A 25,547-nucleotide genomic window follows, 5' to 3' on the forward strand; every position below is an offset into this window, starting at 1 on the left:
AAAAGGGTACTGCCCTTTTCGGGCGATTACCTGATATGGATTTGATGTGAAATTCCTGTTTGTCCATCAGAATTTTCCGGGACAATTTTTGCATATCGTCCGCTCACTGGCGGAAGAAAACCGGCATGAAATTATCTTTTTGACGGAAGAAAACCCTAATTTTTTGGGGGGTGTCCGGAAAATGGTCTACCGGATGCTACGTCAGCCCGAGCCCAATGTTCATCTCCATGCCAGAGATATGGAACTGGCAGCGGTCCGGGCCGAGGCGGTGGCATCGGCAGCACGTAATCTGCTGCTGCTTGGATTCAGGCCCGATATTATTATCGGCCACCATGGCTGGGGGGAGTTGCTGAACCTTCAGGATATCTGGCCGGGTGTCCCCTTGCTTGGGTATTTCGAATTTTTTTATCGCACCTATGGTACGGATGTGAATTTCGATCCGGAATTCCCGAGCGGGCCTGATTTCCTGCCCAATGTGCGCAACAAGAATGTCGTCAACTTTCTGGCGTTGCAGCTGGAGGGCATGGGGCAGACCCCGACACGATTCCAGTTGGAGACATATCCGGAATGGGCCAGGGAGCGGATTCGGGTTATTCCTGAAGGCGCTGATCTGGAAGCCTGTACGCCTGATCCGGCGATCCGTAAGCAACCTTATCAGCTAGGTGATTTCCATGTTGCGCCGGATGAGAAGCTGATCACCTTCGTATCCCGTGATCTGGAGCCTTATCGCGGCTATCACGTCATGGTACGCGCCTTGCCGAAGATTTTGGAAGCTCGCCCCGATGTGAAAGCGATTCTCGTCGGCAGGGACGGGGTCAGCTATGGCGCACGGCCCGTCAACACTACATGGAAAGAGCATTTCCTGAACGAACAGGCCGGGCGGCTGGATATGAGTCGGGTCTGTTTGCCGGGGCGTATCGACTATGAGGAATTTTTAAAATTGCTCCAACGGTCGAACGCACATGTCTATCTGACCTATCCCTTCGTGCTGTCCTGGTCGCTCAGGGAGGCTCTGGCGACGGGCTGCGCCATTATCGGCAGCGATACCGCGCCGGTGCTGGAATTTCTGACGCATGAGGAAAATGCGTTGATCACACCATGCCTCGATCCTGACAAGCTGGCGGATTCCGTCCTGCGTCTGCTGTCAGATGAAAAGCTCGAGAAAAAACTGCGCCGGAATGCCCGGCGCTATGCGGAGAAGCATCTCCGTATGGAGGACCATCTGGCCAATTTCCGCGCGCTGATCTCCGAGATGACGGGGCAGAAACTGTAACCCGTCAGGCCCTGTCAGGCATGATATAAACAGGCGTGATATAAAAAGGGGCGGCAGGCGTTTTTCCTGTCCGCCCCGTTTTTTTATTTCGCTGCGCGCTGGATGGAGGCGGTGATGGCAGCCTCGGCCGCAGCCTTGTCGCCCCAGCCGGTGACCTTCACCCATTTATTGGGTTCCAGATCCTTGTAGCGCGTGAAGAAATGCTCGATCGCCTTGCGGGTGATTTCCGGCAGATCCTCGATTTTTTCCACCGTGCTGAATTGCGGATGCACCTTGTCATGCGGGACGCAGATGATCTTTTCGTCGATCCCGCTTTCGTCTTCCATGTTCAGCACGCCGATCGGGCGGGCGCGAATCACGGCACCCGGCACCACGGGGGCAGGGGTCAGGACCAGCGCATCCGCCGGATCGCCATCATCGGCCAGCGTGCCGGGAATAAAACCGTATGAAGCCGGGTAGGCCATGGGTGTGAACAGGAAACGGTCCACGATCACGGCGCCGGAGTCCTTGTCCACTTCGTATTTCACCGCAGAACCTTGCGGAATTTCGATCACGACATTGATGTCACTGGGGGGCTGCTTGCCAATGGCCAGCTTGCTGACGTCCATGAGAGGATACTCGTCTCGTTAAAGAAAAAGGTCGGCGCACCGTAACGGCCAGAGTTGTCCTTGCCAACATGGCGTAGTTGTGGTTCCCCTCCCTTCGCACCGTGTCGTACCGGGTGGGGGGCGTTATTCTCCGACTGGCGGCGGCGGCGCGCTACTCTCATGCGCCTGTAGCTCAATGGTTAGAGCGGACCGCTCATAACGGTTTGGTTGCGGGTTCGAGTCCTGCCGGGCGCATATTTCGATCTCCGTCGGCCGCGGCTTTGTCAGACGCGGCCGACCGGTCAACCGCCGGGAGCCAGATATGGCCAGCTACCAGTATGTTTATGTGATGAAGGATGTGACGAAGGCTTATCCGGGCGGCCGGGAAGTCTTCAAGGGCATTACCCTGTCCTTCCTGCCGGGCGTGAAGATCGGCGTACTGGGTGTCAACGGGGCCGGTAAATCGACCCTGATGAAAATCATGGCCGGCATTGAGAAAGAATATGGCGGCGAGGCCTGGGCCGCGGAAGGTGCCCGGGTCGGTTATCTGTCTCAGGAGCCACAGCTCGACCCCACCAAAACGGTGGCGGAAAACGTCGGCGAGGCGTTTGCGGAGCTGAAAGCGGCGATCGACCGCTTCAATGAAATTTCCATGGCGTTCGCCGAACCCATGGATGACGACAAGATGAACGAATTGCTGGCCGAGCAGGCCATGTTGCAGGAAAAGATCGACGCCGAGGATGGTTGGGATCTGGACCGCCGCGTTGAAATCGCACTGGACGCGTTGCGCTGCCCGCCACCGGAGGCGTTGGTGGAGCGGTTGTCGGGCGGTGAGCGCCGCCGCGTCGCACTGTGCCGGCTGCTGCTGGAAAAGCCCGATCTGCTGCTGCTGGACGAACCGACCAACCATCTGGATGCGGAAAGCGTGTCCTGGCTGGAACGCACGCTGCGCGATTATGCGGGCACGGTGATGGTCGTCACCCATGACCGTTACTTCCTGGACAACGTGACCAACTGGATTCTGGAGATCGAGCGGGGCCGTGGCTATCCGTTCGAGGGCAACTACTCCTCCTGGCTGGAGCAGAAGCGCAAGCGTCTGGCCCAGGAAGAAAAGGAAGAGAGCAACCGTCAGCGCGCCCTGGCGGCGGAGCAGGAATGGATTCAGTCCAGCCCTCGTGCCCGTCAGGCCAAGAGCAAGGCCCGTATCCAGCGTTATGAGGAATTGCTGAACAAGTCGCAGGAACAGGCCGGTGGCGTAGCGGATATCGTGATTCCGCCCGGCCCCCGTCTGGGCGGTACGGTGATCGAGGCGGAAGATCTGCGTAAATCCTTCGGCAATCGTCTGCTGATCGACGGGCTTAACTTCAAGCTGCCGCCGGGTGGTATCGTCGGCGTCATTGGTCCCAACGGCGCAGGCAAGACGACACTGTTCCGTATGATTACCGGGGTGGAGCAGCCCGATTCCGGTTCCCTGACCGTGGGTGACACCGTGAAGCTGGGTTATGTGGATCAGAACCGCGACAGTCTGGACGACAACAAGACCGTCTGGGAAGAAATCAGCGGCGGCACGGATGTGATTCATCTGGGCAAGCGCACAGTGGCCAGCCGGGCCTATGTCGGGGCCTTCAATTTCAAAGGGCCCGATCAGCAGAAAAGAGTCGGCGTGCTGTCAGGCGGCGAACGTAACCGCGTGCATCTCGCTAAAATGCTCAAGAGCGAGGCCAATGTGATCCTGCTCGACGAGCCGACCAATGATCTGGATGTCGATACATTGCGGGCCCTGGAAGACGCTCTGGCGGATTTCGCAGGCTGTGCCGTGATCATCAGCCATGACCGATGGTTCCTCGATCGTCTTGCAACGCATATCCTCGCTTTCGAAGGCGATAGCCATGTCGAGTGGTTCGAAGGTAACTTCCAGGCCTATGAAGAGGATAAGCGACGCCGACTTGGCGCCGAGGCCACCGAGCCACATCGTATTAAGTACCGCCCGCTGGAGCGTTGAGGACGGGGCGGGGCGCTCCCCCGCCCTTGCCACGGCTGCTCTTCTGGCGGATCTGATCCCGGCCGGGCGCATTCTGCGCACGGGGCGTCTGCTGCTGTACCCTGTCACCTATGCCGATCTGCCCGACCTATGCCGGATCAAGGCTGATCCCGGGGTCTTCGCGATCATGCTGGGCGGGGTTCGTAATTCCTTGCAGGCAGCGGAGGAACTGGCCGCTGATATTGCCTTCTGGGGTCAGCATAATGTCGGGATGTGGGTGGTGCGGGATGCCCATACCGGCCATTTCGAGGGGCTGACTGGTTTGATGGGCCGCCCGGATGGGCGTGGCATGTCGATTCGTTTCGCATTTTGGCCGGAGGCGCGGGGCCGTGGTTATGCCCGCGAAGCGGCGGGAGCCGCCTTGCGCTATGCCCATGATGTTGCAGGGGTGGAACGTGTCATCGGCGTTGCGCGGGAGGAAAACTGGGGTTCCCGCATGGTGCTGGGCAGTATCGGTATGCGGCATGCCGACAGTTTTATGCGGGATGGATACCGGATGCTGGTTTACGAAAGCTGGCGGATGGGCCGTCCGCCAGCATAGGTCAGCGCAGGAACGTGCCGAAGGAGCGCGGGCTGTTCCCCGCTTTCACCAGCGCCTTCTGATGGCCGTTTTCGGCATCCAGAATAGACAGCGTATCGTCCATCCAGTTGACGACGTACAGGGTCTTGCCGTCCGCACTGGTCTGGATGCCTTCAGGGTAGGAGCCGACACCGAAACTGGTGATCGGCTTGAGGCTCACCGTATCGAATACGGTGACGGAATCAGACATCTCGTTGGTCACATAGCCGCGCTGCCCATGCACGGTGACGACGTAGGGGCGATGCCCGGTCGGAATCCGGGCCAGCAGGGTGCGTGATGGCAGGTCGATGACGGCGACATCATTGGATTCGACATCGGCGGCATAGGCGCGTCTACCATCCGAGGAAACCATGACGCCAAACGGATGCTGCCCGGTCTTGATGGAGGCCAGATGTTTGAAATGCACAGGATCAAGGATGGAAATCTGATTATCTTCCCGGTCCGCACAAATCAGGTTTTTGCCATCGGGTGTGAAAGCCAGCCCGGAGGGAGATTTCCCGGTTTCAATGACAGCTTTGACAGCACCGCTTACGCTGTCCAGAGCGGTGACATGATTGGCAAACCAGTCCGCCACAAACACAGTGCCGCCGTCGGGTGAAACAGCGACACCCAGCGGTGCGCCGCCAACTGTAATGCGCTTGATCACCCTGCGCTGCACAGCATCGAGAATGGTGAGGCTGTGATCTTCAGGGGCAGTAACATAGGCACGGCTGCCATCCCGGCTTATGGCAATTCCGGCGACATCCCCCGTCATTGGAATGGAGGCGACCGGTTTTGTGCTCTCCAGATCAATGATGGTGACCATGTGACCCTGCTGATCGGTCACGAAAGCTTCCTCCGCCCGGCCTGTCAGCGGGGTAAGGAAAAGGAAAGCGGCTGATAACGCGCTCAGCAGGGTCTTTATCATGGGTTAACCGCCGAATTTGGCCTTCAAGGCGGCGAGGCCGGCTTTCATGTAGTCGGCGACCGCCTTTTTGGACGCTTCATCGTTCAGGTTCGGCGGCGGATCATTGTTCATGTAGCCGCGATAGAAAGCCGCGTTCCATTCGACGGTGGATTTGCCACCAGCCGCCGGAGAGACGGACAGCTCCGTAGACAGGTCGTTCGCGGGCAGGGCATCCGGATTGGGCTTGGTGAGGAAGGTTTTGTACAGATGCTCGGTGGCATCGTATTTATCCAGAGACTCGGTGATCGGCTTCCCGGATGCTTTCAGCGTCAGGGTACGCAGGGAGGTAACCTTGTTACCGCCATCACCGGTGGCGCTTGCCACGGCGGGATTCCAGCTCATGTCGTGGAAATTGCCGATGACGGCCCAGACTTTGTCCGGGGTTGCGTTGACCGTCACGGATTCCTCGACCTTCTGACGGGTCGGGCCATGGGCGGAGGCCTGTGAAGCGGCAAAGGAGGATACAAGAACCGGAACAGCCAGCATGGCTGCGCGGGCAGGGGTAAGCCAGTGAAGAAGCATGACAATCTCCCGTTGGGGCGGCAAATATTGCCCGCTCTTTTCCGCAGAACAAGCGCATGAAGAAGAAAAAGTCTTAAATTCGAGGTTCAGTTTGATCGGTTTTTTCAGCGCCAGTGATGGCACTGAAAAAACGCTCTGTTTATTCCCCGGCCTGCCGGCTGATGGCGGAGATCAGGGTATCGAGATCCTGGTTATGATGTTGCAGGAAGCTGGCATAATCCTGCCGTTGGGTCAGCCGCAGGCTGGTGCCTTCCGCCAGCACATCCACAATACGGGGGGGACCGCCCTGTGTCGCCACAACCCACTGGACGTTGGCCGGGGCATTTCCGGGGCGATGAATGATGGTTTGAACCAGCGTATTTTCGCCTTGTGGCGTCACGCGGCCAAGCGTGTAGCTCATGCCTTTTGCTTCGCCGATCTTGCTTGTGACGTTACGGACGAGAACCTTGTGAAACAGGTTCAGATATTGCTGCCGCTGTTGCTGTGAGGCACTCGTCCAGTAACGGCCAAGGCAGAAACGTCCCACATTATCGACATCGATATAGCTGTCGACGATACGGGTCAGTTCGGCTTTTTTCCTGGCTTCGTTGGGAGAATTATTGACCGCAGCCACCAGTTCATTCCCGGCACGACGGATGAAGTCGGCCGCTACGTTGCTCTGGGCATGGGTGGGCAGAGGCAGAAATGTGGCACCGGCAAGGGCGGCGGCCAGAAACAGTCGTCGATTCAACACAATGGCATCCATGAGGTTCAGTTTTACCATTCACGCGGGAGCGGCCGGTGTGAAAACCAGGTCCGGATCAGGGTTGTCCCGGTCCGGAAGCGGGGAACAGGTCTTCGTCCTTTACCGTCCCTTTGTTGCGGGCATCTTCGATCACGCTGGCGCGGTGCTGACGGAACAGGCTGCGGAACGTGGCGTAAGGGTCTAACGACGTTTCCTGGATCGAGTTCAGAACATCATTGGCCTGATCGCGCATGTCGGCAGCGGAGACGCTGTACTGTGCCCAGAGCAGCTTGTTGACTGTGGCTCCCTGCCCAAACCATGTGGTGGGGGACATGGCAACATCGACGCCATAGCCGGAGGCATCGCGCGGATTGCTGGGCCCCAGAATCGGCAGGAACAGGAACGGGCCTTCCGGTACGCCCCACAGCGCCATGGTAACGCCGAAATCGGTATCGTGGCGTTTGATGCCCATATTGCCGGCCACATCGAACAGGCCGCCAATGCCAAGCGTGCTGTTGATAGCGAAGCGGGACAGTGTGTCGCCGGCGCGCTTTCCGTTCCACTGCAGAACGTCATTGGCCAGGATCACCGGGGTCTGGATATTGGTAATCGCGTTGCGGAACCCGGTGCGGACCGGGGAGGGGACAACATAATGATAGGCAAGGGCCACCGGTTTCAGCACCACCGCATCGATGGCATCGTTCACCTGGTACATGACCCGGTTGGTGGGTTCCAGCGGATCGTTGGCCTGCTGGTATTCCGCGACAGCTTCCTTGTCGCTGGCAGGTGGTTTGGTCGCACATGCGGCTATCAGGCCGGGCAGCAGCAGGGCAGCCGCAAGCCGGCGTAACGAAAGCCCGAACGGACGCATGGTTGGAACTGTGTCAGAACAATCAGCGCGCATGGGCGGCAGGTCCTTGAAGAATTAAGCCCCGCCGCGATGGTCGGGGGTGTATGGCCAGACAGCCTGTCTCTGCGAACTGTTGTAGCATGCAGTTACGGGGCTGCAACGCATCCGGATGTATGAGGTTGTGCATCATGGCGCTATCAGGCAAGAGCTAGCCATCACTGTGGCCGTCAGGTGACAACACCGACCGGCTTTTCCCTTCCGGCGCGAGGGGATGGATGGAGACAGAGGGATATGAATCGTCTGGCGGGTCAGGAACAGCAGGGTGAAAGCGCGACATTGCGGCGCTGGCTGACCGGCCCGCGCGTGACCGGGCTGCCGGCCATGGATGCGGAACATCCTGTGCCGCTGCTGTCGTTTGAATTCTTCCCGCCGAAAACGGAAGCCCTGGAACGTCAGCTCTGGGCCTGCATCAGACGTCTGGAGCCGCTGGGGCCGCGTTTCGTGTCCGTGACTTACGGCGCAGGCGGCTCGACTCAGGCCCGTACGCATGAGACCGTTGCCCGTATTGTCCGTGAAACCAGCCTGACCCCCGCTGCGCATCTGACCTGTGTGGGTGCCACACGCGATGAGGTCGATGAGGTCGCCCGCCATTACTGGGAGGCTGGGGTGAGGCATATCGTCGCCTTGCGGGGGGATATGCCGGGGGGTGCCCCGTATCAGCCCCATCCGGGCGGATACGCCTATGCTTCCGATCTGGTGGCCGGACTGAAACGGATCGGAGATTTCGAGATTTCAGTGGCGGCCTATCCCGAGACTCACCCGGCTGCACCGGATGCCGGGTTTGATCTGGACAATCTGAAACGCAAGCTCGATGCCGGGGCGACACGGGCGATCACCCAGTATTTTTTCGACACGGATACCTTCCTGCGTTTTCTGGATCGCTGCCTTGTCGCGGGTATTACCGCGCCGATCGTGCCCGGTATCATGCCCGTCTCCAACTATGCGCAGGCGGTTCGCTTCAGCACGGCGATCGGTACCAGCGTGCCGGACTGGCTGGGCCGCCTGTTCGACGGGCTGGAAGACGATGTGGAAACCCGCCGTATGGTCGCGGCGGTGGTCGCGGCAGAGCAGGTCAGGCTGTTGCAGGCCAACGGGATTGACGAATTTCACTTCTATACGTTGAACCGTCCTGATCTGGTCTATGCGATTGCCCGTATTCTGGGTGTTCATCCCCCTGCCGCACCAATCGCCTGAGTAGGTGTGAGCTTCCACCCTCGGACTGCCCCTGCACGGATCTGGCCCTGCACGGATGTAGTCTGACAACATATATCGGATTTCGTGACCGATCATCCTTCATCGCCGTTTCCTCCTGCTGCTGCGTCTGTCCCGTCTGAGGGGGGGGAGGCATATCTGGCGCGCCTGAACCCCGAACAGCGGGCGGCGGTGGAGACGATTGATGGGCCGCTGCTGGTGCTGGCCGGGGCGGGCACGGGCAAGACACGGGTGCTGACCACCCGCTTTGCCCATATTCTGAAAAGCGGGCGTGCTTTTCCCAATCAGGTTCTGGCCGTCACCTTCACCAACAAGGCTGCCCGGGAAATGCGGGAGAGGGTCGGGGCGATCCTCGGCGAGAAGGTGGAGGGGCTGTGGCTCGGCACATTCCATGCGCTCTGCGCCCGTATGCTGCGGCGGCATGCGGAGTATGTCGGCCTCTCCTCGAATTTCTCGATTCTCGACAGTGATGACCAGATGCGCCTGCTTAAGCAGGTGGCGGAGACGTTTCGGGTCGATACCAAACGATGGCCGCTGCCCGGCCTGATGGCCGCCATCCAGCGCTGGAAAGATCGTGGCCTGACGCCCGAGCGTGTGACCCCGGCTGAGGATACGGATTATGCCTCCGGCCATGCTGTCGCGATCTATCGGGCCTATCAGGAGCGACTGCGGGCACTCAATGCGGCTGATTTCGGTGATCTGCTGCTTTTCATGACGGAAATTCTCCGCTCCCGGCCGGAAGTGCTGAGCCAGTATCATCGGGCTTTCCGTTACATTCTGGTCGATGAGTATCAGGATACGAATCTGGTCCAGTATCTCTGGCTGCGTCTGCTGGCGCAGGGAAGGCAGAACGGGGACCAGAACATCTGCTGCGTCGGGGATGACGATCAGAGCATCTATTCCTGGCGCGGGGCGGAGGTGGAAAACATCCTACGCTTCGAAAAGGATTTCCCCGGCGCGCATGTGGTGCGGCTGGAGAGTAATTATCGCTCGACCGCCCCCATTCTTGGCGCTGCGGCCGGGCTGATTGCGCATAATGAAGGGCGGCTCGGCAAAACGCTGCGTCCTGGCCGGGCCAATGCGGAAGGTGAGAAGGTCGATGTCATCTCTCTGTGGGATTCCGATGAGGAAGCCCGCATGGTGGGGGATCGCATCGAAACGGCGCGTCGTAACCGTCACCCGTTATCGGAGATCGCGGTGCTGGTCAGGGCCGGCTTTCAGACCCGCTCCTTCGAGGAAAGGCTGATTACCCTGGGCGTGCCCTATCGTGTCATTGGTGGGTTGAGGTTCTATGAGCGGGCCGAAATTCGCGATGCGATCGCTTATGCGCGGTTATTGGCCCAACCTTCCGATGATCTGGCGTTCGAGCGGATCGTGAATGTGCCGCGTCGTGGCGTGGGAGAGGTCGCGTTGCGTGGCCTGCATGAACGGGCCAGGGCTGATTCTGTCCCGCTGCTGGAAGCCGCTTCACGGCAACTGGCCGATGGTAAATTGCGCGGGAAAGTGAAAGAGGGCATCGCTGCCTTCCTGCAGGGTCTGGAGAGTTGGCGGCGCATGCTGGGCAGCGAAGGCCATGTCGCCACCATGGCCACCATGCTGGATGAGAGCGGCTACACGGAGATGTGGAAGCAGGATAAATCACCCGAGGCGCCGGGCCGGCTGGAAAATCTCAAGGAATTGCTGCGGGCCATGGCCGAGTTCGATGCTCTGCCCGGTTTTCTCGATCACGTCTCGCTGGTGATGGAGAATGAACAGGATGCGGGCGACGACAAGGTCAGTCTGATGAGCCTGCACGCCGCCAAGGGACTGGAATTCGACATGGTTTTCCTGCCGGGTTGGGAGGAAGGCCTGTTTCCCCATCAACGGGCGCTGGATGAAGGCGGCCTGAAAAGCCTGGAGGAGGAGCGGCGGCTGGCCTATGTGGGCCTCACGCGCGCGCGACAAAAAGCCGTGATCAGCCATGCCGCCAACCGGCGCATTTACGCCAACTGGCAGAGCGCCATTCCCAGCCGCTTTATCGAGGAACTGCCGCCGGACTGCATCCAGTCGCAGGGGTCGGCAGTGATGGAGCGGGAGCAGCGGTTGCGGGGTGGATTCGGCGCTGGCGTTCAGTTCCCGATGCTGGCGACCCGTCATGCACCCCGGGCGGCAGCACCACGGGTGCGGGAAGCATGGGAACAGCCGGGCCGGGCATCTCAGGCAGGGCGGTTTTCGGTCGGCAGCCGGGTTTTTCATGACAAATTCGGCTATGGAACCGTGACGGCGGTGATTGATGACCGTCTGGACGTGACATTCGACAAGGCAGGCACGAAACGCATTCTCGACAGTTTCGTGGAACCGCGATGAGGAAGACAGATCAATGAGCCGCCATGCCACCGCTCTGGAGACGGTGCGCGTCATCGTTCCCGATGAAGCCGTCTACGCTTATGAAGCGGCGTTTCAGACCGTGTGCGGCAATGTCGGTCTCTGGCTGGATGAGGATACCGGCCTCTGGCATATCGAGGGGGTCAGGGAGCGTGGCACACCGGGCCTCGATCAGGCTCTGGCGCTGGCCCGCCTTGCCAGCGGTACGGATGCGGAGATCATCCGCACCGAAACGCCTGCCGATGGCTGGCTTGCCCGCACCTATGAATCATTCCCCGAACAGCTCGTAGGTCGCCGTTTTGCGGTGCGCGGCACACATCTGAATGGCCCCGATACGCCGGGCCGGATCACGTTGCGTCTGGATGCGGGGGTTGCGTTCGGCTCTGGCGAGCATGGCTCGACCCGTGGCTGTCTGCTGGCGTTGGAGCAACTGGCTGCAAAAGCCTCGCCAAAGCGGCGGGTGATTGATCTGGGAACAGGCTCCGGCATTCTTGCCATGGCGGCGGCACGGCTGATCAAGCCGCATCCGGTGCGGGTGATGGCGGCGGATATCGAACCATGGTCGGTACGTACCGCACAGCAGAATGCAGTGCTGAACCGGGTATCAAGGCAGCTCGACTGTCTTGTCTCGGATGGATGGAAGCGACGTCCGATCCGGGCCAGGGCACCTTATGATCTGATTTTTGCCAATATTCTGGCGCGCCCGCTCTGTGGTATGGCCTATCCTCTGGCGCAGTCTCTGGAACCGGGTGGGCATGTGATTCTGGCCGGATTGCTGGCAACCCAGATGCGGATGGTGTTGGCAGCCTATCGCCGCCAGGGGCTGGTGCTGTGGAAAGCGATTCCGCAGGGACACTGGATGACGCTGATCCTGCACAAGCGTCCGGTGGCCTCTTTGGAAAAAGCGGTCTCTGCGGCATAATTCAAGACGCCTATCATCATCAAAGAAGAGACGTGCTGAATGCTTCTTCCTCTTCCGACTGACAGAAAACGTGCTGCGGTCGTTGATCTGGGGTCCAATTCGGTCCGCCTCGTGGTGTTTGAGGGGCAGTCACGGAATCCGTTACCGATTTTCAACGAAAAAGCGGTGCTCCGGCTCGGGCGCGGATTGCAGACCACAGGACGTCTGAACGATGAAGGGGTCGGGCAGGCGCTGGTTGTCATGGCGCGGTATTACGCGCTGGCCCGCGCGATGCATGCCGATCCGTTCGAAGTATTGGCGACTGCCGCGGTAAGGGATGCCGAAAACGGTCCTGATTTTGTAGCGGCACTGGAACGGATCATGCCGGGCGTGCCGATTCTGGTGCTGTCAGGGCATGAAGAAGCCGCGCTGTCGGCACAGGGTGTGCTGTGCGGTATGCCGCAGGCAAGAGGTATTCTGGCCGATATTGGTGGTGGCTCGCTGGAAGTCGTACGGCTGGATGGGGGGCAGGCCCAAGATGCCGCTACCCTGCGGCTTGGGGTCATCCGGCTGGCGGATCGTGCCGGGGGCGATCCGGCCAAGGCGCGGACACTGGTCGATACTGACCTTGCTTCCGTACCGTGGCTGGGGCAGGAGCCGGGCCAGGATCTGCTGCTGGTGGGCGGGGCATGGCGCGCAATGGCGCGTATCCATATGGCTCAAACCGGTTATCCGCTGAATATGGTGCACCATTACACGATCAGCCGGGATGAGGCGCGGGATCTGACCGGTGTCATCGCTTCCGCCAGTCCGAAAGGGCTGGAGCGGCTTCCTGCCGTTCCGCGCCGCCGCATGGAAGATCTGCCCTATGCGGCTCTGGTACTGCGTCGGTTGCTGCGCGCTACCGGCTGCCGTCGTGTTGTATTCTCTGCCAATGGACTGCGCGAGGGCTGGTATATGCGCATGATCCCGCCGGAGATCGCCGCACGTGATCCATTGCGGGCGGTCGCCGAGGAAGATGCGCGGCTTTATAGCCGTGATCCTGCTCTGCCTGGCCGTCTGTGCGCCTGGACGGATGGATTATTCCCCGATGAGACCGAGGAACAAAGGCGCCTGCGCGAAGCCTGCTGTCTGATGTCCGATATCGGGCATCACGATCACCCGGAATTCAGGGCAGAGCAGGCGTTTCATTATCTGCTGCGTCAGCCGGGCAGCGGCCTCGATCATCATGGCCGGGCTTTTCTGGGTTTGACGATTGCCATGCGATATGAGGCCGATCCGGCTTCCCCCTGGCTGCTGCCGGCGCGTTTGCTGCTGGATAGTGCTGCCGCACTTCGGGCAGACATTTTGGGGCATGCCCTTCGGCTGGCCTATACATTATCCGGTGGCACGCCGGCGCTGCTGGCACTGGCGGGTCTGGACGCCCGGGATGGAGCACTGGAACTGCGGCTGCATCGCGGTGGGGGTGTTTTTGCCGGTGAAAGCGTGGTGCGCAGGCTGGAGCAACTGGCCCAGATCATGGGCCTGCGACCTATGATTACGGAGGGGTAAGCGACTGGGCTGTCTGGTCAGCCTGTGGTGATCAGTTTGATCTGTTTCCCATCCACCCCAAGACAGATCTCCCCATTTTTCAGGGCGAGAGCATCCTGACCGAAGACATCCCGCCTCCATCCGGTCAAAGCGGGCACGTCTGGTTCCGCCTCGGTCGCCAGCCGGTCCAGATCCTCCGAGGAAGCCAGCAGTTTCGGAGCGACGTTATGCTGTTCGCTTTTGGCCGCCAGCAGCACTTTCAGCAATGAAACGAGAGCGGGAGAAGGGCGCGCCCCACTCTCCCGGCTGCGTGGAATCGCGGGAAGATCAGCGTCGGGCAGGCCCCTGGCCTCGGCAATGGCCGCCAGCAGGGTGGCGCCTGACCGGCCTTCCGCAAAGCCGCGCCCGACTCCACGGGCCTGCGCCAGAGACTCTGCATCGGCAGGGGAGGTCGCGGCGATTTCCAGCAGGCTTTCATCCTTGATCAGACGCTGCCGTGGAATGTTCAGGCGCTGTGCCTCAACCTCACGCCATGCACAGATAGCCCGCAGCAACCCCAGATAGCGCCGGTTATTGGTGCGGGGGCGCAGCCTTTCCCACATCGTGACCGGATCGGTGCGATAGGTTGCGGGATCGTTCAGCACCGCCATTTCCTCGGACACCCAGGCCAGACGGCCTTCTTTTTCCAGCCGGTCACGGAGGGTCTCATACACGCCACGCAGATGGGTGACGTCGGCGGCGGCATAGTCGATCTGGGCCTGAGACAGGGGACGGCGGGACCAGTCACTGAACCGGTGTGCCTTGTCGATATGTCCTCCGGTCAGGGAGGAAACGAGCGTGTCATAGCCGACCTGATCGCCAAACCCCGCCACCATGGCGGCGACCTGTGTGTCGAACATCGGTTGCGGGATGGAGCCGAAGCGCAGCAGGAAAATTTCAATATCCTGCCGGCAGGCATGAAACACTTTGATCACCGCCGGATCAGCCAGCAATTCTCCCACCGGGGCGAGGTCCAGTTCCGGTGCCAGCGTATCGATCACGGCGACGCAATCCGCCCCGCCAAGCTGCACGACGCAAAGTTCCGGCCAGTATGTGCGTTCTCGCATGAACTCGGTATCAATGGTGACGTATGGCTCCCTGCGCAGCGTCGTGCATAACGCTGCGAGGTCTTCGCTTTTTGTAATCAAGGTGGGGCTGGGAAATCTGGAGCGGGACTGGCGGGACATAGGGCTGCTTTTATACCCGTGTGTGCGGGGGCGGAAGGACCAATGGCGTGATTGATGAGCCGGAATACGATGGAACTGAGAGGCTGGAAGGCATGCTGCCATGTTGAGGGTATTCCCGGCGGCCCATGAGGCGGAAGACCAGGCGGGACATATTGCCCCTGACTGTTTGGCGCAGGCTGGCTGGATTGATCTGCATAATCCGACGGAAGAGGAAATCCGTCTGGTGTCTCAGGAAACCGGGCAGTCTATTCCTTCACGTCAGGCGCTGGAGGAGATTGAAAATTCCAGCCGTCTGCGCCTGCATGAGGAAACCCTGTATCTCAGCATGCCGCTGGTCAGCCGGTCGAGTGAGGAACCGGTCATAGGACCGTTGGGTATGGTGGTGAACCGGGAGCGCCTGATCACGATCCGGTTTCAGGAAGCGCAGGTTTTTGATCGACTGCATGAAGCGCTCGCGGCCAGACAGGCGGGCGGCAGTTCCGGTTTCCGCTTGATGGTCGCCCTGATCGAGGCGCTGGTTGATCGGCTGGCCGATGTGCTGGAAATGACGGCGACCGATATTGATCGTGTCTCCGGCACAATTTTCAGGGAAAGCCGTCAGACGTCCCGCAGGCCGGCCCGTGCGGATCGTATGTTGCAGGCATCTCTGCGCAGGATCGGCCAGCTGGGCGACAGGCTGGGCAAGATTCGCGACACTTTGCTTGGGGTAGGGCGGATTGTGCCCTATGTGATCACGAACGCGCAGGACTGGTTGTCGGACACGCTCACGGCACGTTTGGAGTCGCTGAAAGCCGATATCGCATCTCTGAACGACTATGAGAATCATCTGAACATGAAGCTCAATTTCCTGCTCGATGCGACACTCGGGTTTATTAATATCGAGCAGAGCGGGATCGTGAAGGTGCTGACGATCGTGTCGGTCGCTGGTATCCCGCCAGTGCTGATTGCCGGCATTTATGGGATGAATTTCAAGCTGATGCCGGAGCTGGACTGGCATTACGGCTATCCGATGAGTCTCGGGCTGATGGTGCTGAGTATCCTGCTGACGATAGCGTGGTTCCGGATACGGGGATGGTTCTGAAGCGGTTTTTCGCGGCATTATGGGCTTTGCCTGATGGCGGCCATCGGCTACTCAGTCGCGCCCCGGCTTTTTCGGGGATTGCCTGAAAAGATGTGCCGCTTCCGCCTGGCCGGCGGAGGTGGACGCCGCGAGGATTGACCCGATGCACGCCTATCGCAGCCATGATTGTGGCGCCCTGCGCGCCGCCGATACCGGAACGGAAGCCCGTCTGTCCGGCTGGATTCACAGCAAGCGCGATCATGGCGGTCTGCTGTTCATTGATCTGCGTGATCATTACGGCTTGACGCAGTGTGTGTTCGCCTCCGGCACTGACATATTCGCGACGGTTGAAAAGTTGCGCCCCGAAAGCGTCATCACCGTGACCGGGCAGGTTGTTGCACGTGAAACAGGGACGGTGAACCCGAAACTGCCGACCGGTGAGATCGAACTCCGGGTAACTGCGCTGGATGTTCAGTCCTCGGCCGAGGTGCTGCCTCTGCAGGTGGCGGGCACTGAATCCTATCCCGATGAATTGCGGCTGAAATACCGCTATATCGACCTGCGGCGGGAGCGCGTGCATCGGAACATGATGCTGCGTGCCCAGGTCATCGCCAGCCTGCGTCGCCGTATGATTGAGCAGGGCTTTACCGAATTTCAGACCCCGATCCTGACGGCATCCTCCCCTGAAGGTGCGCGCGACTTTCTGGTGCCGGCCCGTCTGCATCCGGGCAAGTTCTACGCGTTGCCGCAGGCGCCGCAACAATTCAAGCAGCTGGCGATGGTAGCGGGCTTTGATCGCTATTTTCAGATCGCCCCCTGTTTCCGTGATGAGGCCAGCCGCGCTGACCGTTCCCCCGGTGAATTCTATCAGCTCGATTTCGAGATGAGCTTCGCCACGCAGGAAGACGTGTTTGCTGCACTGGAACCGGTGATGGCGCAGGTGTTCGAGGAGTTCTCCAACGGTCGTGAGGTGACCAAGCCGCCTTTCCCGCGCATTCCCTATGAAACCGCGATGCTGGAATACGGCTCCGACAAGCCGGACCTGCGCAATCCGCTGCGGATCACCGATGTGACGGCTCAGTTCGACGGTTCCGGTTTCGGGCTGTTTGCCAAGATCGCGGCTTCGGGCGGGATCGTCCGTGCTATTCCGGCACCGGGCGCTGCTGGAAACCCGCGCAGCTTCTTCGACAAGCTGAATGATTGGGCGCGTGCGGAAGGGGCCGGTGGCCTCGGCTACATCATTTTCGATGCGGAGGGTCCGAAAGGCCCCATTGCCCGCAATCTGGAGCCGGAGCGTGCGGAAGCCATCCGTCAGGCTTGCGGATTGCAGGCGGGAGATGCGGTGTTCTTTGCGGCAGGACAAAAGCTGGAAGCGGCCAAATTCGCGGGCGCCGTCCGGACACGGCTGGGTCAGGAGCTGAACCTGATCGCTCAGAACGAGTTCCGCTTCTGCTGGATCATCGACTTCCCGATGTATGAGTTGAACGAGGAAACCGGCCAGATCGATTTCAGTCATAACCCGTTCAGCATGCCGCAGGGTGGGCTGGATGCGCTCGACAATCAGGATCCGCTGACGATCAAGGCGTATCAGTACGACATCGTGTGCAACGGGATTGAGCTTTCATCGGGGGCTATTCGTAACCATCGTCCCGATCTGATGATCCGTGCGTTTGAGATCGCGGGCTATCCGGCCAGCGAGGTGGAGGCACGGTTCGGCGGCATGCTGAATGCGTTTCGCTACGGCGCACCCCCACACGGTGGTGCCGCGCCGGGCATTGACCGCATGGTGATGTTACTGGCGGATGAGCCGAATATCCGCGAGGTGATCCTGTTCCCGCTCAATCAGCAAGGCGAGGATCTGATGATGGGTGCCCCGGCCGAGGTCGAGCCTGCCCGTTTGAAAGAACTGTCCTTACGGATCGAGAAACCGCCTGTGGTTAAAAAGGGGTAATATCGGCCTTCCCCTCTGCCTGAGCAGCATTTTCCGCTCTGGCGGGGGTTGGCGAGCATGGGGGGAGGCTCTTATCCTTCCCGCATGGCACGTATCCGCGATTTTCTTGTTCCTTCTCGTATCCATGTAGATCAAGGGACCGGGTCTATCCGGGAAGCGCCCTCAATCACGCGCTTTTCTCTGGCGCTGGCCGGGTTGATGCTCGGCGGGGTCAGCAGCGTCTCACTCTCCGTCCTCCCTGCCTTGGCAGCCGGCGGAGAGCATGCAACAGAAAAACCTGCTTCTCACGATATCGTGCAGGTGGCCCAGTCCGCCTCCTCCATGACGTCAACAGCCCGCCCGGATCAGGCGCAGATTCTCAAGATTGCCTCCGGGATGGCGGCGCATCGCATCCATTACGATCTGACGCTGGATGGTACGCCGACCGGGGATGTAATTGGCGCTCGCGGTGGTATGGATTACGAGGTCATTGATGCCTGTGACGGCTGGGCCACACGGCAGCGTCTGGAGATGACCATTTCCAATCGGGATGGTCAGGATATCCAGATGGTTTCGGATTACACCACCTGGGAATCCAAAGACGGCACCCGCATGCGCTTTCACATGCGACAGACGACTGATACCGCCGTGTCGCAGGAAACGGCGGGTGAAGCCTCTATGGATGGTTTCGGCCACAGCGGGACGATCCGTTACGATCTGCCGCGTCCGATGACCAAGCCGATCCAGGCCGGTACGTTCTTCCCGATGATGCATACGGCGGCATTGTTGGCCGCAGCGGAGGACGGGATCAAATTTTCGGCCCTGCCCCTGTTTGATGGAACATCGGCGGATGGCGTGCAGGATACATTTGTCGTAGCGCTCGACTGGAAAAAATCGGTTCCGGTCAAGATTGACCTGCTGAAGGACATGCCGAGCGCCAAAGTGCTGGTGTCGTTCTTCGACACCGACAAGGCGAGGATAGAGCCTGCTTATCAGGCCGGTATGCGATACTGGCTGAATGGCGTGGCGGATGATCTCACCATGAATTTCGGCGATTTCAAGCTGAAGGGCGGCATCGCATCCTTCAAGTCACTCCCGCATAAATGCTGATTTGTCCATCGCTTATGGCGGTGGTGCGGTAGTGACGCTCAGCTTCTGCTTGTGAAAGAACTGCATGATCCCGACCGGAATCCAGTTCCGCGTTTGCCCCATTACGTAATCGCCTGCTGGCAGATAGCCATTATGGACGATCATGCCATCCGGCTGTTGATAGAAAGTCATCGCTTCAGCGTGGGCTGTGCCGGATGCCCATGTCGCTGCTTTCGCCGCAGTGACTTGATCAATGAGGGCATGATCATGCTGGAGCGCTGGCAGGCGAACAGGCAGAGCGAGCAGAAGCGCTAATGCGAATGGCAATGCTGACACGGCCCGTAAATATCGTGTGTCGATCAGGGGCCAGCGGGCTGACGCAAATCCGAGGGCCATGACCGCCAGCAGAATATAGCTCTCACGGATCGTGCCATGCCGGGCGCAGCAGACGTAATCAAATTGATAATAGGCCGCAAGAATGGAGATATAAGCGGCTGATAAAAGGGCAAGTGCAAACCCTGTCAGAAGCCCGGCTCGAATCCGGGTTCCATCGCGGTGAATACTGCGCCAGCACCAGCGTGCTCCCAGAAAAAACAGCAGATGAATCCAGCCAAGCGGCATTTGGTTCTGTGTTGAAAAGCCAAGCTCATCCATCATTACGCCTGTAGCTGCCTGTGCGCTGGGAAGAACATGGTGAATATAGTGACCTGTCTGGATAGGAAGTTCGGGAGTACCAACCCTTCCCAGCAATAGTAGAAAGAGGATCACTCCTGATCCCAGCAGAGGCAGACTCCAGCGAAAAAATGCGGGCAGCAGCGGTTGCTCGGAAAAGGCGGATGGAACGTTCAGGAGGGTGAAGAGGAAGACGAAAAACGCGCCGGTTTCACTGCTCCATGCGGCAATGATCAACAGAACGATGGATCGGGTGGAGGTAACAGGTGTGTTGCTGGCGATCTCCCAGAATAGCAAGGTGATGGCTGCCAGTGTCGTGACATAAGCAACGGCTGATTGAGGCCAGAAAAATACCTCGGTCGGATCGGTATCGAGCAGATAGAAGGCGGGCAGTGCCAGACACAAACAAAGTTGGAGCAGCTTTTTGTTGCTGCGGTGTCTCAGGATGGATAGCCCGCTGATGATCAGAACCGCCCATAAGCTGCCGATGATCGCGGTGATCAGGGGGCGATGCAAAGCAGTTGATGCAAGATAATACAGCCAGAGAATCGACTCGGAGACCGGCCTGGGACTCCAGTGGAAAAAACGATCCAGAATAAACGGCAGACCTGTATCCCGATTATGAGCAAATGTAATGAATTCATCAGCCTGCCATCGGCTGAGCGGGATCAGGCGGACATAAATGGCAATGGAGACAGTCAAAAAAAGCGATATCAACGCTGCAATTGACAACTCCAGAAAATCTGTAAGCGATTTTTGGATGATACGTGCCTTCATCGTTCTATTATACGGTGAAGTTTTTTCTTAATTCCAGTTCTTCATTCAAGATCAAGGAAAATATCCTTATAAAATATCATAATCTTATAAGGATATCCCTGATATTTTATGGAGAGAAAATTTTTTATTATCTTTCTGAAACGGTCACCGCTTCCAGTCCAAACCCGATCTGACTGTCAAAAGGCCAGGATTTGCGTTCCGTGGGCGAGATCGGGTGGGCAATCCGGAAGGTCAGGCGGCGCAGGCCGGTGACGGGTGGCAACTCTGCCTGATAGGTTTTGATCTGCATATCGGTCAGATCCCATTCCGCGACAGACGCACCGTTTTGTAAAACGGTGACATGCTGGCTGCCTCCACTGACGGGGGCAAAGCCCTGAGCCTGAACAACCAGATGCAGGGCGCCATCACCGATGGCGGGAAGAAGGAGATCGGCTTGCGGGCCGACGCTCCATGTTCCCCATCCGGCCGGTTCAAGCCAGCCCTGGACCAGCAGAGTGGATAGCATATGCCCGGCGCTGGCAGGCAGGCGCTCTCCACTGGTGGCATGAGGCAACTCGATGGCAGGCAGCCCCTCTATCCTTGCTGTATCGGCAGTGCAGACCCCGAGTGTACCCAGGGCCCTGCATTGCTCCGCCGCGTGATCGACCAGAAACGCAGCCGCCTGATGATGGGGCAGGAACAGCTTGACCTCACCCCGTGCCAGCGTGCTTCCCCCGGCAGCGTCCAGTGAACATCCGGCGGCAGTGTTGGTGCGGGCCGTATACATCGTGTTCACGGCAATGGGGGTTTGGGCGGCAACCCACAGAACCTGCATCAGATCACTGATGTCGTTGTTCCAGCAACGGGCAGGCATATAGATATTGAGCCTGCTCTGCCCGGCCAGAATGGTGCGCAGTTTCGTACTGTCAAACGGTGAGGCCACTTGCTGGTGCGATTCGGCACGCACACCTGCTCGCAACTGGGTGGTATCCAGAAACTGAAGTCCGGCCGCCAGTACGATCAGAGCCATGCCGAACATAGGCCGACAGGTGCCTTTCCATGCTGCAATGGCTGCGATGCTGACCGGCAGCAAGGTGTAGCTCACCGGCCAGAACAGGCGTCCGCTGGCCCTGATCTGTTGAAGGACTGCGGGCGGATGGGGCAGCAATATGGCGATCCGATGGTGCCCAACATACCATTCATGGGATAGGGCGAGGATCGTCAGGGCAAGGCAGGCAGCGATCAGGCCACCATGCCGGCGCCACCCACCCCGTACAAGGCGCCGCAGGCAGGATGGAGCGAGCCGTGGAAGGATTGTGAAAAACAGCAGCAGCAACAGACCTGCGCCCAGATACTGAAAGCCTTCATATTGACCACCTGTTCCATCAATGGTGGCCATCTCATGGTTGGGAAAAAGGGCGGAGCCTGTGGGGTAGAAAGGTGCCAGCCAGTTCATGGAGTATAACCCGTATCCCCCGTCTGACTTGGCTCCCCACAGACTGGCCCCATATCCGGTCAAAACAACAAGTCCACCTGTCAGCGCGACGGCAGCGGCGCATTGGCGCCAGCCTTTGTCTCCACGCAGCTTGAGTGTGACGGGAACCGCCAGAAACAGGCTTGCCACCATGACCATCAGATAAGGATGGATCAGCAGGCTCAGCACGGTCAGCACACAGCCTGCGACCAGGAGCGACAGGCGCGGTCCGGTACAGAGTCTGAAATACAGTCCGACCATCAGCAGGATCAGAAAATGCCCGCACAGGGCGGCATGTCCGATGCGGAAGATGAAGGTCGGCATGGAAACCGCCATCACCGCGATGGCAAGCGCAGGCAGCAGCCGCTTTTCCCCCAGACCGCGCAGGGCATATATGGCGGCAACCGGTTGCAGGATCCAGCACAGCGTCAGCCAGATTGTGACGGTCTCAAATCCTTTCGGCAGCCATGGTTGAAACAGTTTGGCCAGTAAAATGGTCAGAGGAATACTGTCGGTCAGGCTGACAGCCGTATCGGCCATTCTGTGAGAGACCAGAGGAGGCCAGTTCCAGGGCTCAGCCAGAAAATACCACTGGCCGACAATATGCTGGGCTACATCGGCCGATGTCGGTGCGGGCGACTGATAGTGTCCCAGAAAAGCGGAGAGCGGGAACAGGGTGCTGGTCAGCAGGATGCCGATCAGAAGTCCCCATAGATAACTGAGGCGGTTTCTGGCAGCCGTCTCGGATGAAAAAGGTATCAGGATCGTCTCCCTGGAACTGGCGGGGGTAATATCATTCCACGTCCGTGCTGAATAACACGGTCTCCGAATTTATCACGCAGCTGATCCAGCGCTTTCCGGGCGGCGGCGCGTCTGGTGCTGGTCTGGTCCATTAAATCACCGGGATCGGCCAATGCAGCACTGACCAGCGGTGCAGCCCCCAGCCCGATCAGGCGAAAACAGGTGCCGTCGGTTTCTTTTTCCAACAGGTTGCGTGCGGATTCGAACAAAGTTTCCGGCAGGCCGGTCGGCCTGTGCAGCCGACGACTGCGGGTGCGCTGGGTGAAACCGGCGGTTTTCAGCTTCAGCACGATCCCGGATGCAGCCAGATCCTGCTCCCGCAGGCGGCGTGCCAGTTTTTCAGCCATGCGCCAGAGATGCCGTTCCAATGTCTCCCGGTCGCTGATATCGGCTTCAAAGGTGGTTTCGGCACTGATGGATTTCGTGTCGTGCTCAGGGGAGATGCGACGGGAATCTTCTCCGCGTGCCCTTCGTACCAAGGCTGGCCCGTCATCGCCGAGGCGTCGTCGTGCTTCCCGGTCATCCAGTGCCTGCAACTGCCCCAGCAGCACGATGCCCTGAGCAGCCAGACGACTGGCCTGTGCGGCCCCGATCCCGGGCAGCAGGCGGACGGGTTCCGATGCCAGAATCTGCGCGGCGTCTGCCCCAATGACGCTGAAGCCGCGTGGCTTGTCCCGACCGGCAGCGATCTTGGCCATCAACCGGTTGGCGGCCAGTCCGATGGAGACTGTTACGCCCAAAGCCGCTTCCACCTGTTGAGCGAACCGTGCGAGCACACGGGCCGGAGACATGCCGTGAAGCGCCTCTGTGCCTGACAGGTCGAGGGCGGCTTCATCAATGGATAAAGGCTGCACCAGCGGTGTCAGGGCCAGCATCATCTCCCGGATACGATGCGCGGCGGCACGATATTTCGGAAAATCAGGTGGCAGAACAACCGCGTCCGGGCAGGCTTTCAGGGCCTGAAACATCGGCATGGCGCTGCGCACCCCCTGCATCCGGGCGATATAGCAGGCGGCTGCAACGACGCCTCGTTTGCCTCCGCCGACCAGAACGGGCTTCGCTGCCAGTTCCGGGCGGTCATGTTTCTCGACACTGGCATAAAAAGCATCGCAATCGACATGGGCTACGGTCAGTTGATGAAGTTGCGGATGACGGACGATCCTGCGGGAGCCACAGGCGCAGCGCGACCCTTCCGGCGCAGCCAGACAGTCCCGGCACAACGAGGTCTCTGCTGCCGTCATCCCGGCAGAGGTTCTGGCGCAGGCCATAACCATGCCGCACCGCGCACGCCGGAGCTGTCGCCGTGGCGATTTTTCAGCACGGGCGTATCGCAACCGTCATTGAACACATGGCGGGCCATCAGGCCGGGCAGAGCGCTATAGAGGTGGTCCATGGCCGATAATCCCCCGCCCAGCACGATGGCATCCGGGTCCAGCACATTGACGATCGCCGCCAGCCCGCGGGCCAGCCGATCGGCATGTTTATCCAGTGCCTGTTGCGCAGCGAAATCGCCCGTCTGCGCACGCTCGGGCAGGGCATGAGCATCATGGGAGCCGGGACCATCGCAGGAGGCGGCCAGAGCCGGTCCGCTGAGATAGGTTTCCAGGCAACCATGTTGCCCGCACCAGCAGGCAGGCATGGGCAAATCCTCTGCATCGGGCCATGGCAGCGGATTATGCCCCCATTCTCCGGCAATACGGTGGCGTCCGGTCAGGGCGTGGCCATTGACCACAATTCCGCCACCACAACCCGTGCCCAGAATCACGCCGAACACGACGCTCATTCCGGCAGCCGCCCCATCTGAGGCCTCGCTGAGTGCAAAGCAGTTGGCATCATTTTCCACCCTGATCGGGCGATGGAGAAGCTCTGCCAGATCACGATCCAGAGCATGACCGATCAGATAGGTAGAGTTGGCGTTCTTCACCAGTCCGGTCCGGGCGTCGATCGTGCCGGGAATGCCCATGCCGACACTGCCATGCCCGCCCAACGCCTGTTCTGCCGCCTCGACCATGGAGGCAATCTGTTGCAGTGAAGAGCCATAAAATGATGGGGTTGTGGCGCGAAGACGGTACAGGATATCGCCATCCCGTCCCAGAGCGACGATCTCCGTCTTGGTGCCGCCGAGATCAATGCCGATGCGGAAATCAGGAATGCCATGCGCCATGATCACGTGATGCCGCAGCTATCGGCCATGCTCAAGCGCCAATCCTGTTTGCGGGCTTGTCCTGTTGGACAGAAGAGCGGAGAATTGGGTCATGGCCGAAACTGTTCTGGATGTCAGGGGCCTCAGTTGCCCGCTGCCCGTGCTCCGTGCCAACCGTGCCCTACGCGGCATGGCGGCGGGGGAACGTCTGCGCGTGCAGGCGACCGATCGTGCCTCTGTGGCGGATTTCCATGCTTTCTGTCGAGAGACCGGCCATGCTCTGGTAGCCTGGAGCGAGGAAGGCGGCGTGTTCAGTTTTGTGATCAGACGCCGCGGCGATCCTTCTCCTCCCGGATCATCCACGGATCGGGCCGAGGGGCAGGACATCGTTTCCGGCTGATCAGAGACGCATGCGGCGGGGGCTGAAGGCTCTATCCAAAACGCCGTACAGCCGCTACGAGACTGGCCCTTCAATGCCCGCGGCAGGATAGAGGCAGGAATTGGCATGAGCGACGCGAAAAGCGGACCGTCATCTGTGTCTTCCGCTCCCATCGAGTCCTTGTCTTTCGAGGATGCGCTGGCCGAGCTGGAGCAGATTGTGCGTGCCCTTGAAGGCGGCCAGCAGAAACTGGAACACGCTATTGCCGCGTATGAGCGGGGCAATGCACTACGTCGCCACTGCGAGACGAAGCTTGCAGATGTCGAGGCGCGGGTGGCGGCGATTGTGGAATCAGCGGATGGCGTCACCGGTACCCGTCCTCTGAGCGATTGAGAGTTCGACCGGAAACAGCCGGAAACGGATTGTG

Annotated in this window: 22 protein-coding genes and 1 tRNA gene; 13 read left to right on the plus strand and 10 right to left on the minus strand. The window is 59.6% G+C overall.

The annotated features are described in order from the left end of the window. Positions 1-46: 46 nt before the first annotated feature. Complete coding sequence (locus tag GBCGDNIH1_RS13355; RefSeq protein ID WP_011630906.1) at positions 47-1,273, plus strand: glycosyltransferase; 1,227 nt, start codon at positions 47-49, stop codon at positions 1,271-1,273. Positions 1,274-1,356: 83 nt separating this feature from the next. Here the strand turns inward: GBCGDNIH1_RS13355 and ppa are convergent, their stop codons facing one another. Further along, the gene (gene ppa, locus GBCGDNIH1_RS13360; protein ID WP_011630907.1) at positions 1,357-1,881 is read right to left on the minus strand and encodes an inorganic diphosphatase; all 525 of its coding nucleotides are present in this window, start codon (positions 1,879-1,881) and stop codon (positions 1,357-1,359) included. A 161-nt stretch (positions 1,882-2,042) separates the two neighbouring features. Here ppa and GBCGDNIH1_RS13365 point away from each other — a divergent pair. The 3 genes from GBCGDNIH1_RS13365 (at position 2,043) to GBCGDNIH1_RS13375 (ending at position 4,442) form a co-directional block, all read left to right on the plus strand. Continuing rightward, positions 2,043-2,115, plus strand: a tRNA-Ile gene (locus tag GBCGDNIH1_RS13365). Between the two features lie 67 nt (positions 2,116-2,182). Then, complete coding sequence (gene ettA / locus GBCGDNIH1_RS13370; RefSeq protein WP_011630908.1) at positions 2,183-3,862, plus strand: energy-dependent translational throttle protein EttA; 1,680 nt, start codon at positions 2,183-2,185, stop codon at positions 3,860-3,862. After that, positions 3,807-4,442 carry a GNAT family N-acetyltransferase gene (locus tag GBCGDNIH1_RS13375; protein WP_332455257.1) on the plus strand — a complete coding sequence of 212 codons (636 nt, stop codon included), beginning with the start codon at positions 3,807-3,809 and terminating at the stop codon, positions 4,440-4,442. The genes ettA and GBCGDNIH1_RS13375 overlap by 56 nt, the downstream gene beginning before the upstream one ends. A 1-nt stretch (position 4,443) precedes the next feature. On the opposite strand, the gene GBCGDNIH1_RS13380 is transcribed toward GBCGDNIH1_RS13375, so the two are convergent. The 4 genes from GBCGDNIH1_RS13380 to GBCGDNIH1_RS13395 all read right to left on the minus strand — a co-directional run bounded on the left by GBCGDNIH1_RS13380 (position 4,444) and on the right by GBCGDNIH1_RS13395 (position 7,577). Beyond that, a complete protein-coding gene (locus GBCGDNIH1_RS13380; RefSeq protein WP_011630910.1) occupies positions 4,444-5,388 on the minus strand; it encodes a YncE family protein in 945 nt (314 codons plus the stop codon). A gap of 3 nt (positions 5,389-5,391) precedes the next feature. Continuing rightward, positions 5,392-5,949, minus strand: coding sequence for an SRPBCC family protein (locus tag GBCGDNIH1_RS13385; protein WP_095206530.1), 558 nt, complete (start codon positions 5,947-5,949; stop codon positions 5,392-5,394). A gap of 139 nt (positions 5,950-6,088) precedes the next feature. Then, positions 6,089-6,682: an MlaC/ttg2D family ABC transporter substrate-binding protein gene (locus GBCGDNIH1_RS13390; protein ID WP_043453351.1), complete on the minus strand. Its 594-nt coding sequence runs from the start codon at positions 6,680-6,682 to the stop codon at positions 6,089-6,091. A gap of 67 nt (positions 6,683-6,749) precedes the next feature. Continuing rightward, a complete protein-coding gene (locus GBCGDNIH1_RS13395; RefSeq protein WP_011630913.1) occupies positions 6,750-7,577 on the minus strand; it encodes an MlaA family lipoprotein in 828 nt (275 codons plus the stop codon). Between the two features lie 237 nt (positions 7,578-7,814). On the opposite strand from GBCGDNIH1_RS13395, the gene metF reads away from it, so the two are divergent. From metF to GBCGDNIH1_RS13415, 4 genes are all read left to right on the plus strand, one after another. Further along, on the plus strand, positions 7,815-8,777 hold the full coding sequence (metF, locus tag GBCGDNIH1_RS13400; RefSeq protein ID WP_050748374.1) for a methylenetetrahydrofolate reductase [NAD(P)H]: 963 nt from the start codon (positions 7,815-7,817) through the stop codon (positions 8,775-8,777). 84 nt (positions 8,778-8,861) lie between these two features. Next, complete coding sequence (locus GBCGDNIH1_RS13405; protein WP_011630915.1) at positions 8,862-11,141, plus strand: ATP-dependent helicase; 2,280 nt, start codon at positions 8,862-8,864, stop codon at positions 11,139-11,141. A gap of 13 nt (positions 11,142-11,154) precedes the next feature. Next, positions 11,155-12,081: a 50S ribosomal protein L11 methyltransferase gene (locus GBCGDNIH1_RS13410; RefSeq protein WP_011630916.1), complete on the plus strand. Its 927-nt coding sequence runs from the start codon at positions 11,155-11,157 to the stop codon at positions 12,079-12,081. 39 nt (positions 12,082-12,120) lie between these two features. Next, a complete protein-coding gene (locus GBCGDNIH1_RS13415; protein ID WP_011630917.1) occupies positions 12,121-13,611 on the plus strand; it encodes a Ppx/GppA family phosphatase in 1,491 nt (496 codons plus the stop codon). Between the two features lie 17 nt (positions 13,612-13,628). On the opposite strand, the gene rnd is transcribed toward GBCGDNIH1_RS13415, so the two are convergent. Beyond that, positions 13,629-14,816, minus strand: a complete 1,188-nt coding sequence (gene rnd, locus GBCGDNIH1_RS13420; RefSeq protein ID WP_043452603.1) for a ribonuclease D — start codon at positions 14,814-14,816, stop codon at positions 13,629-13,631. Between the two features lie 100 nt (positions 14,817-14,916). Between rnd and GBCGDNIH1_RS13425 the strand changes: the two genes are divergently transcribed. The 3 genes from GBCGDNIH1_RS13425 to GBCGDNIH1_RS13435 all read left to right on the plus strand — a co-directional run bounded on the left by GBCGDNIH1_RS13425 (position 14,917) and on the right by GBCGDNIH1_RS13435 (position 18,916). Then, entirely contained in the window at positions 14,917-15,897 is a 981-nt protein-coding gene (locus tag GBCGDNIH1_RS13425) for a magnesium transporter CorA family protein (protein ID WP_011630919.1), read from the plus strand. Between the two features lie 142 nt (positions 15,898-16,039). Continuing rightward, positions 16,040-17,827: an aspartate--tRNA ligase gene (gene aspS / locus GBCGDNIH1_RS13430; RefSeq protein ID WP_025318056.1), complete on the plus strand. Its 1,788-nt coding sequence runs from the start codon at positions 16,040-16,042 to the stop codon at positions 17,825-17,827. 84 nt (positions 17,828-17,911) lie between these two features. Further along, a complete protein-coding gene (locus GBCGDNIH1_RS13435) occupies positions 17,912-18,916 on the plus strand; it encodes a cell envelope integrity EipB family protein (protein ID WP_157691951.1) in 1,005 nt (334 codons plus the stop codon). 12 nt (positions 18,917-18,928) lie between these two features. Here the strand turns inward: GBCGDNIH1_RS13435 and GBCGDNIH1_RS13440 are convergent, their stop codons facing one another. The 4 genes from GBCGDNIH1_RS13440 to GBCGDNIH1_RS13455 all read right to left on the minus strand — a co-directional run bounded on the left by GBCGDNIH1_RS13440 (position 18,929) and on the right by GBCGDNIH1_RS13455 (position 24,762). Beyond that, on the minus strand, positions 18,929-20,269 hold the full coding sequence (locus tag GBCGDNIH1_RS13440) for a hypothetical protein (RefSeq protein WP_157691952.1): 1,341 nt from the start codon (positions 20,267-20,269) through the stop codon (positions 18,929-18,931). 202 nt (positions 20,270-20,471) lie between these two features. Continuing rightward, positions 20,472-22,337, minus strand: coding sequence for a DUF6311 domain-containing protein (locus GBCGDNIH1_RS13445; RefSeq protein ID WP_011630923.1), 1,866 nt, complete (start codon positions 22,335-22,337; stop codon positions 20,472-20,474). Positions 22,338-22,555: 218 nt separating this feature from the next. Then, a complete protein-coding gene (locus GBCGDNIH1_RS13450) occupies positions 22,556-23,872 on the minus strand; it encodes a DNA polymerase IV (protein WP_232449666.1) in 1,317 nt (438 codons plus the stop codon). Beyond that, positions 23,836-24,762 (minus strand): ROK family protein, encoded by a 927-nt coding sequence (locus tag GBCGDNIH1_RS13455; protein WP_025318059.1) that lies wholly within the window; start codon positions 24,760-24,762, stop codon positions 23,836-23,838. The genes GBCGDNIH1_RS13450 and GBCGDNIH1_RS13455 overlap by 37 nt, the downstream gene beginning before the upstream one ends. A 91-nt stretch (positions 24,763-24,853) precedes the next feature. Here GBCGDNIH1_RS13455 and GBCGDNIH1_RS13460 point away from each other — a divergent pair, with 91 nt between their 5' ends. Beyond that, the gene (locus GBCGDNIH1_RS13460; protein ID WP_025318060.1) at positions 24,854-25,141 is read left to right on the plus strand and encodes a sulfurtransferase TusA family protein; all 288 of its coding nucleotides are present in this window, start codon (positions 24,854-24,856) and stop codon (positions 25,139-25,141) included. Between the two features lie 105 nt (positions 25,142-25,246). After that, positions 25,247-25,513 carry an exodeoxyribonuclease VII small subunit gene (locus GBCGDNIH1_RS13465; RefSeq protein ID WP_011630927.1) on the plus strand — a complete coding sequence of 89 codons (267 nt, stop codon included), beginning with the start codon at positions 25,247-25,249 and terminating at the stop codon, positions 25,511-25,513. Positions 25,514-25,547 lie beyond the last annotated feature (34 nt).

Source organism: Granulibacter bethesdensis CGDNIH1, from assembly GCF_000014285.2.
In the GTDB taxonomy this organism is placed as follows: Bacteria; Pseudomonadota; Alphaproteobacteria; order Acetobacterales; family Acetobacteraceae; genus Granulibacter; species Granulibacter bethesdensis.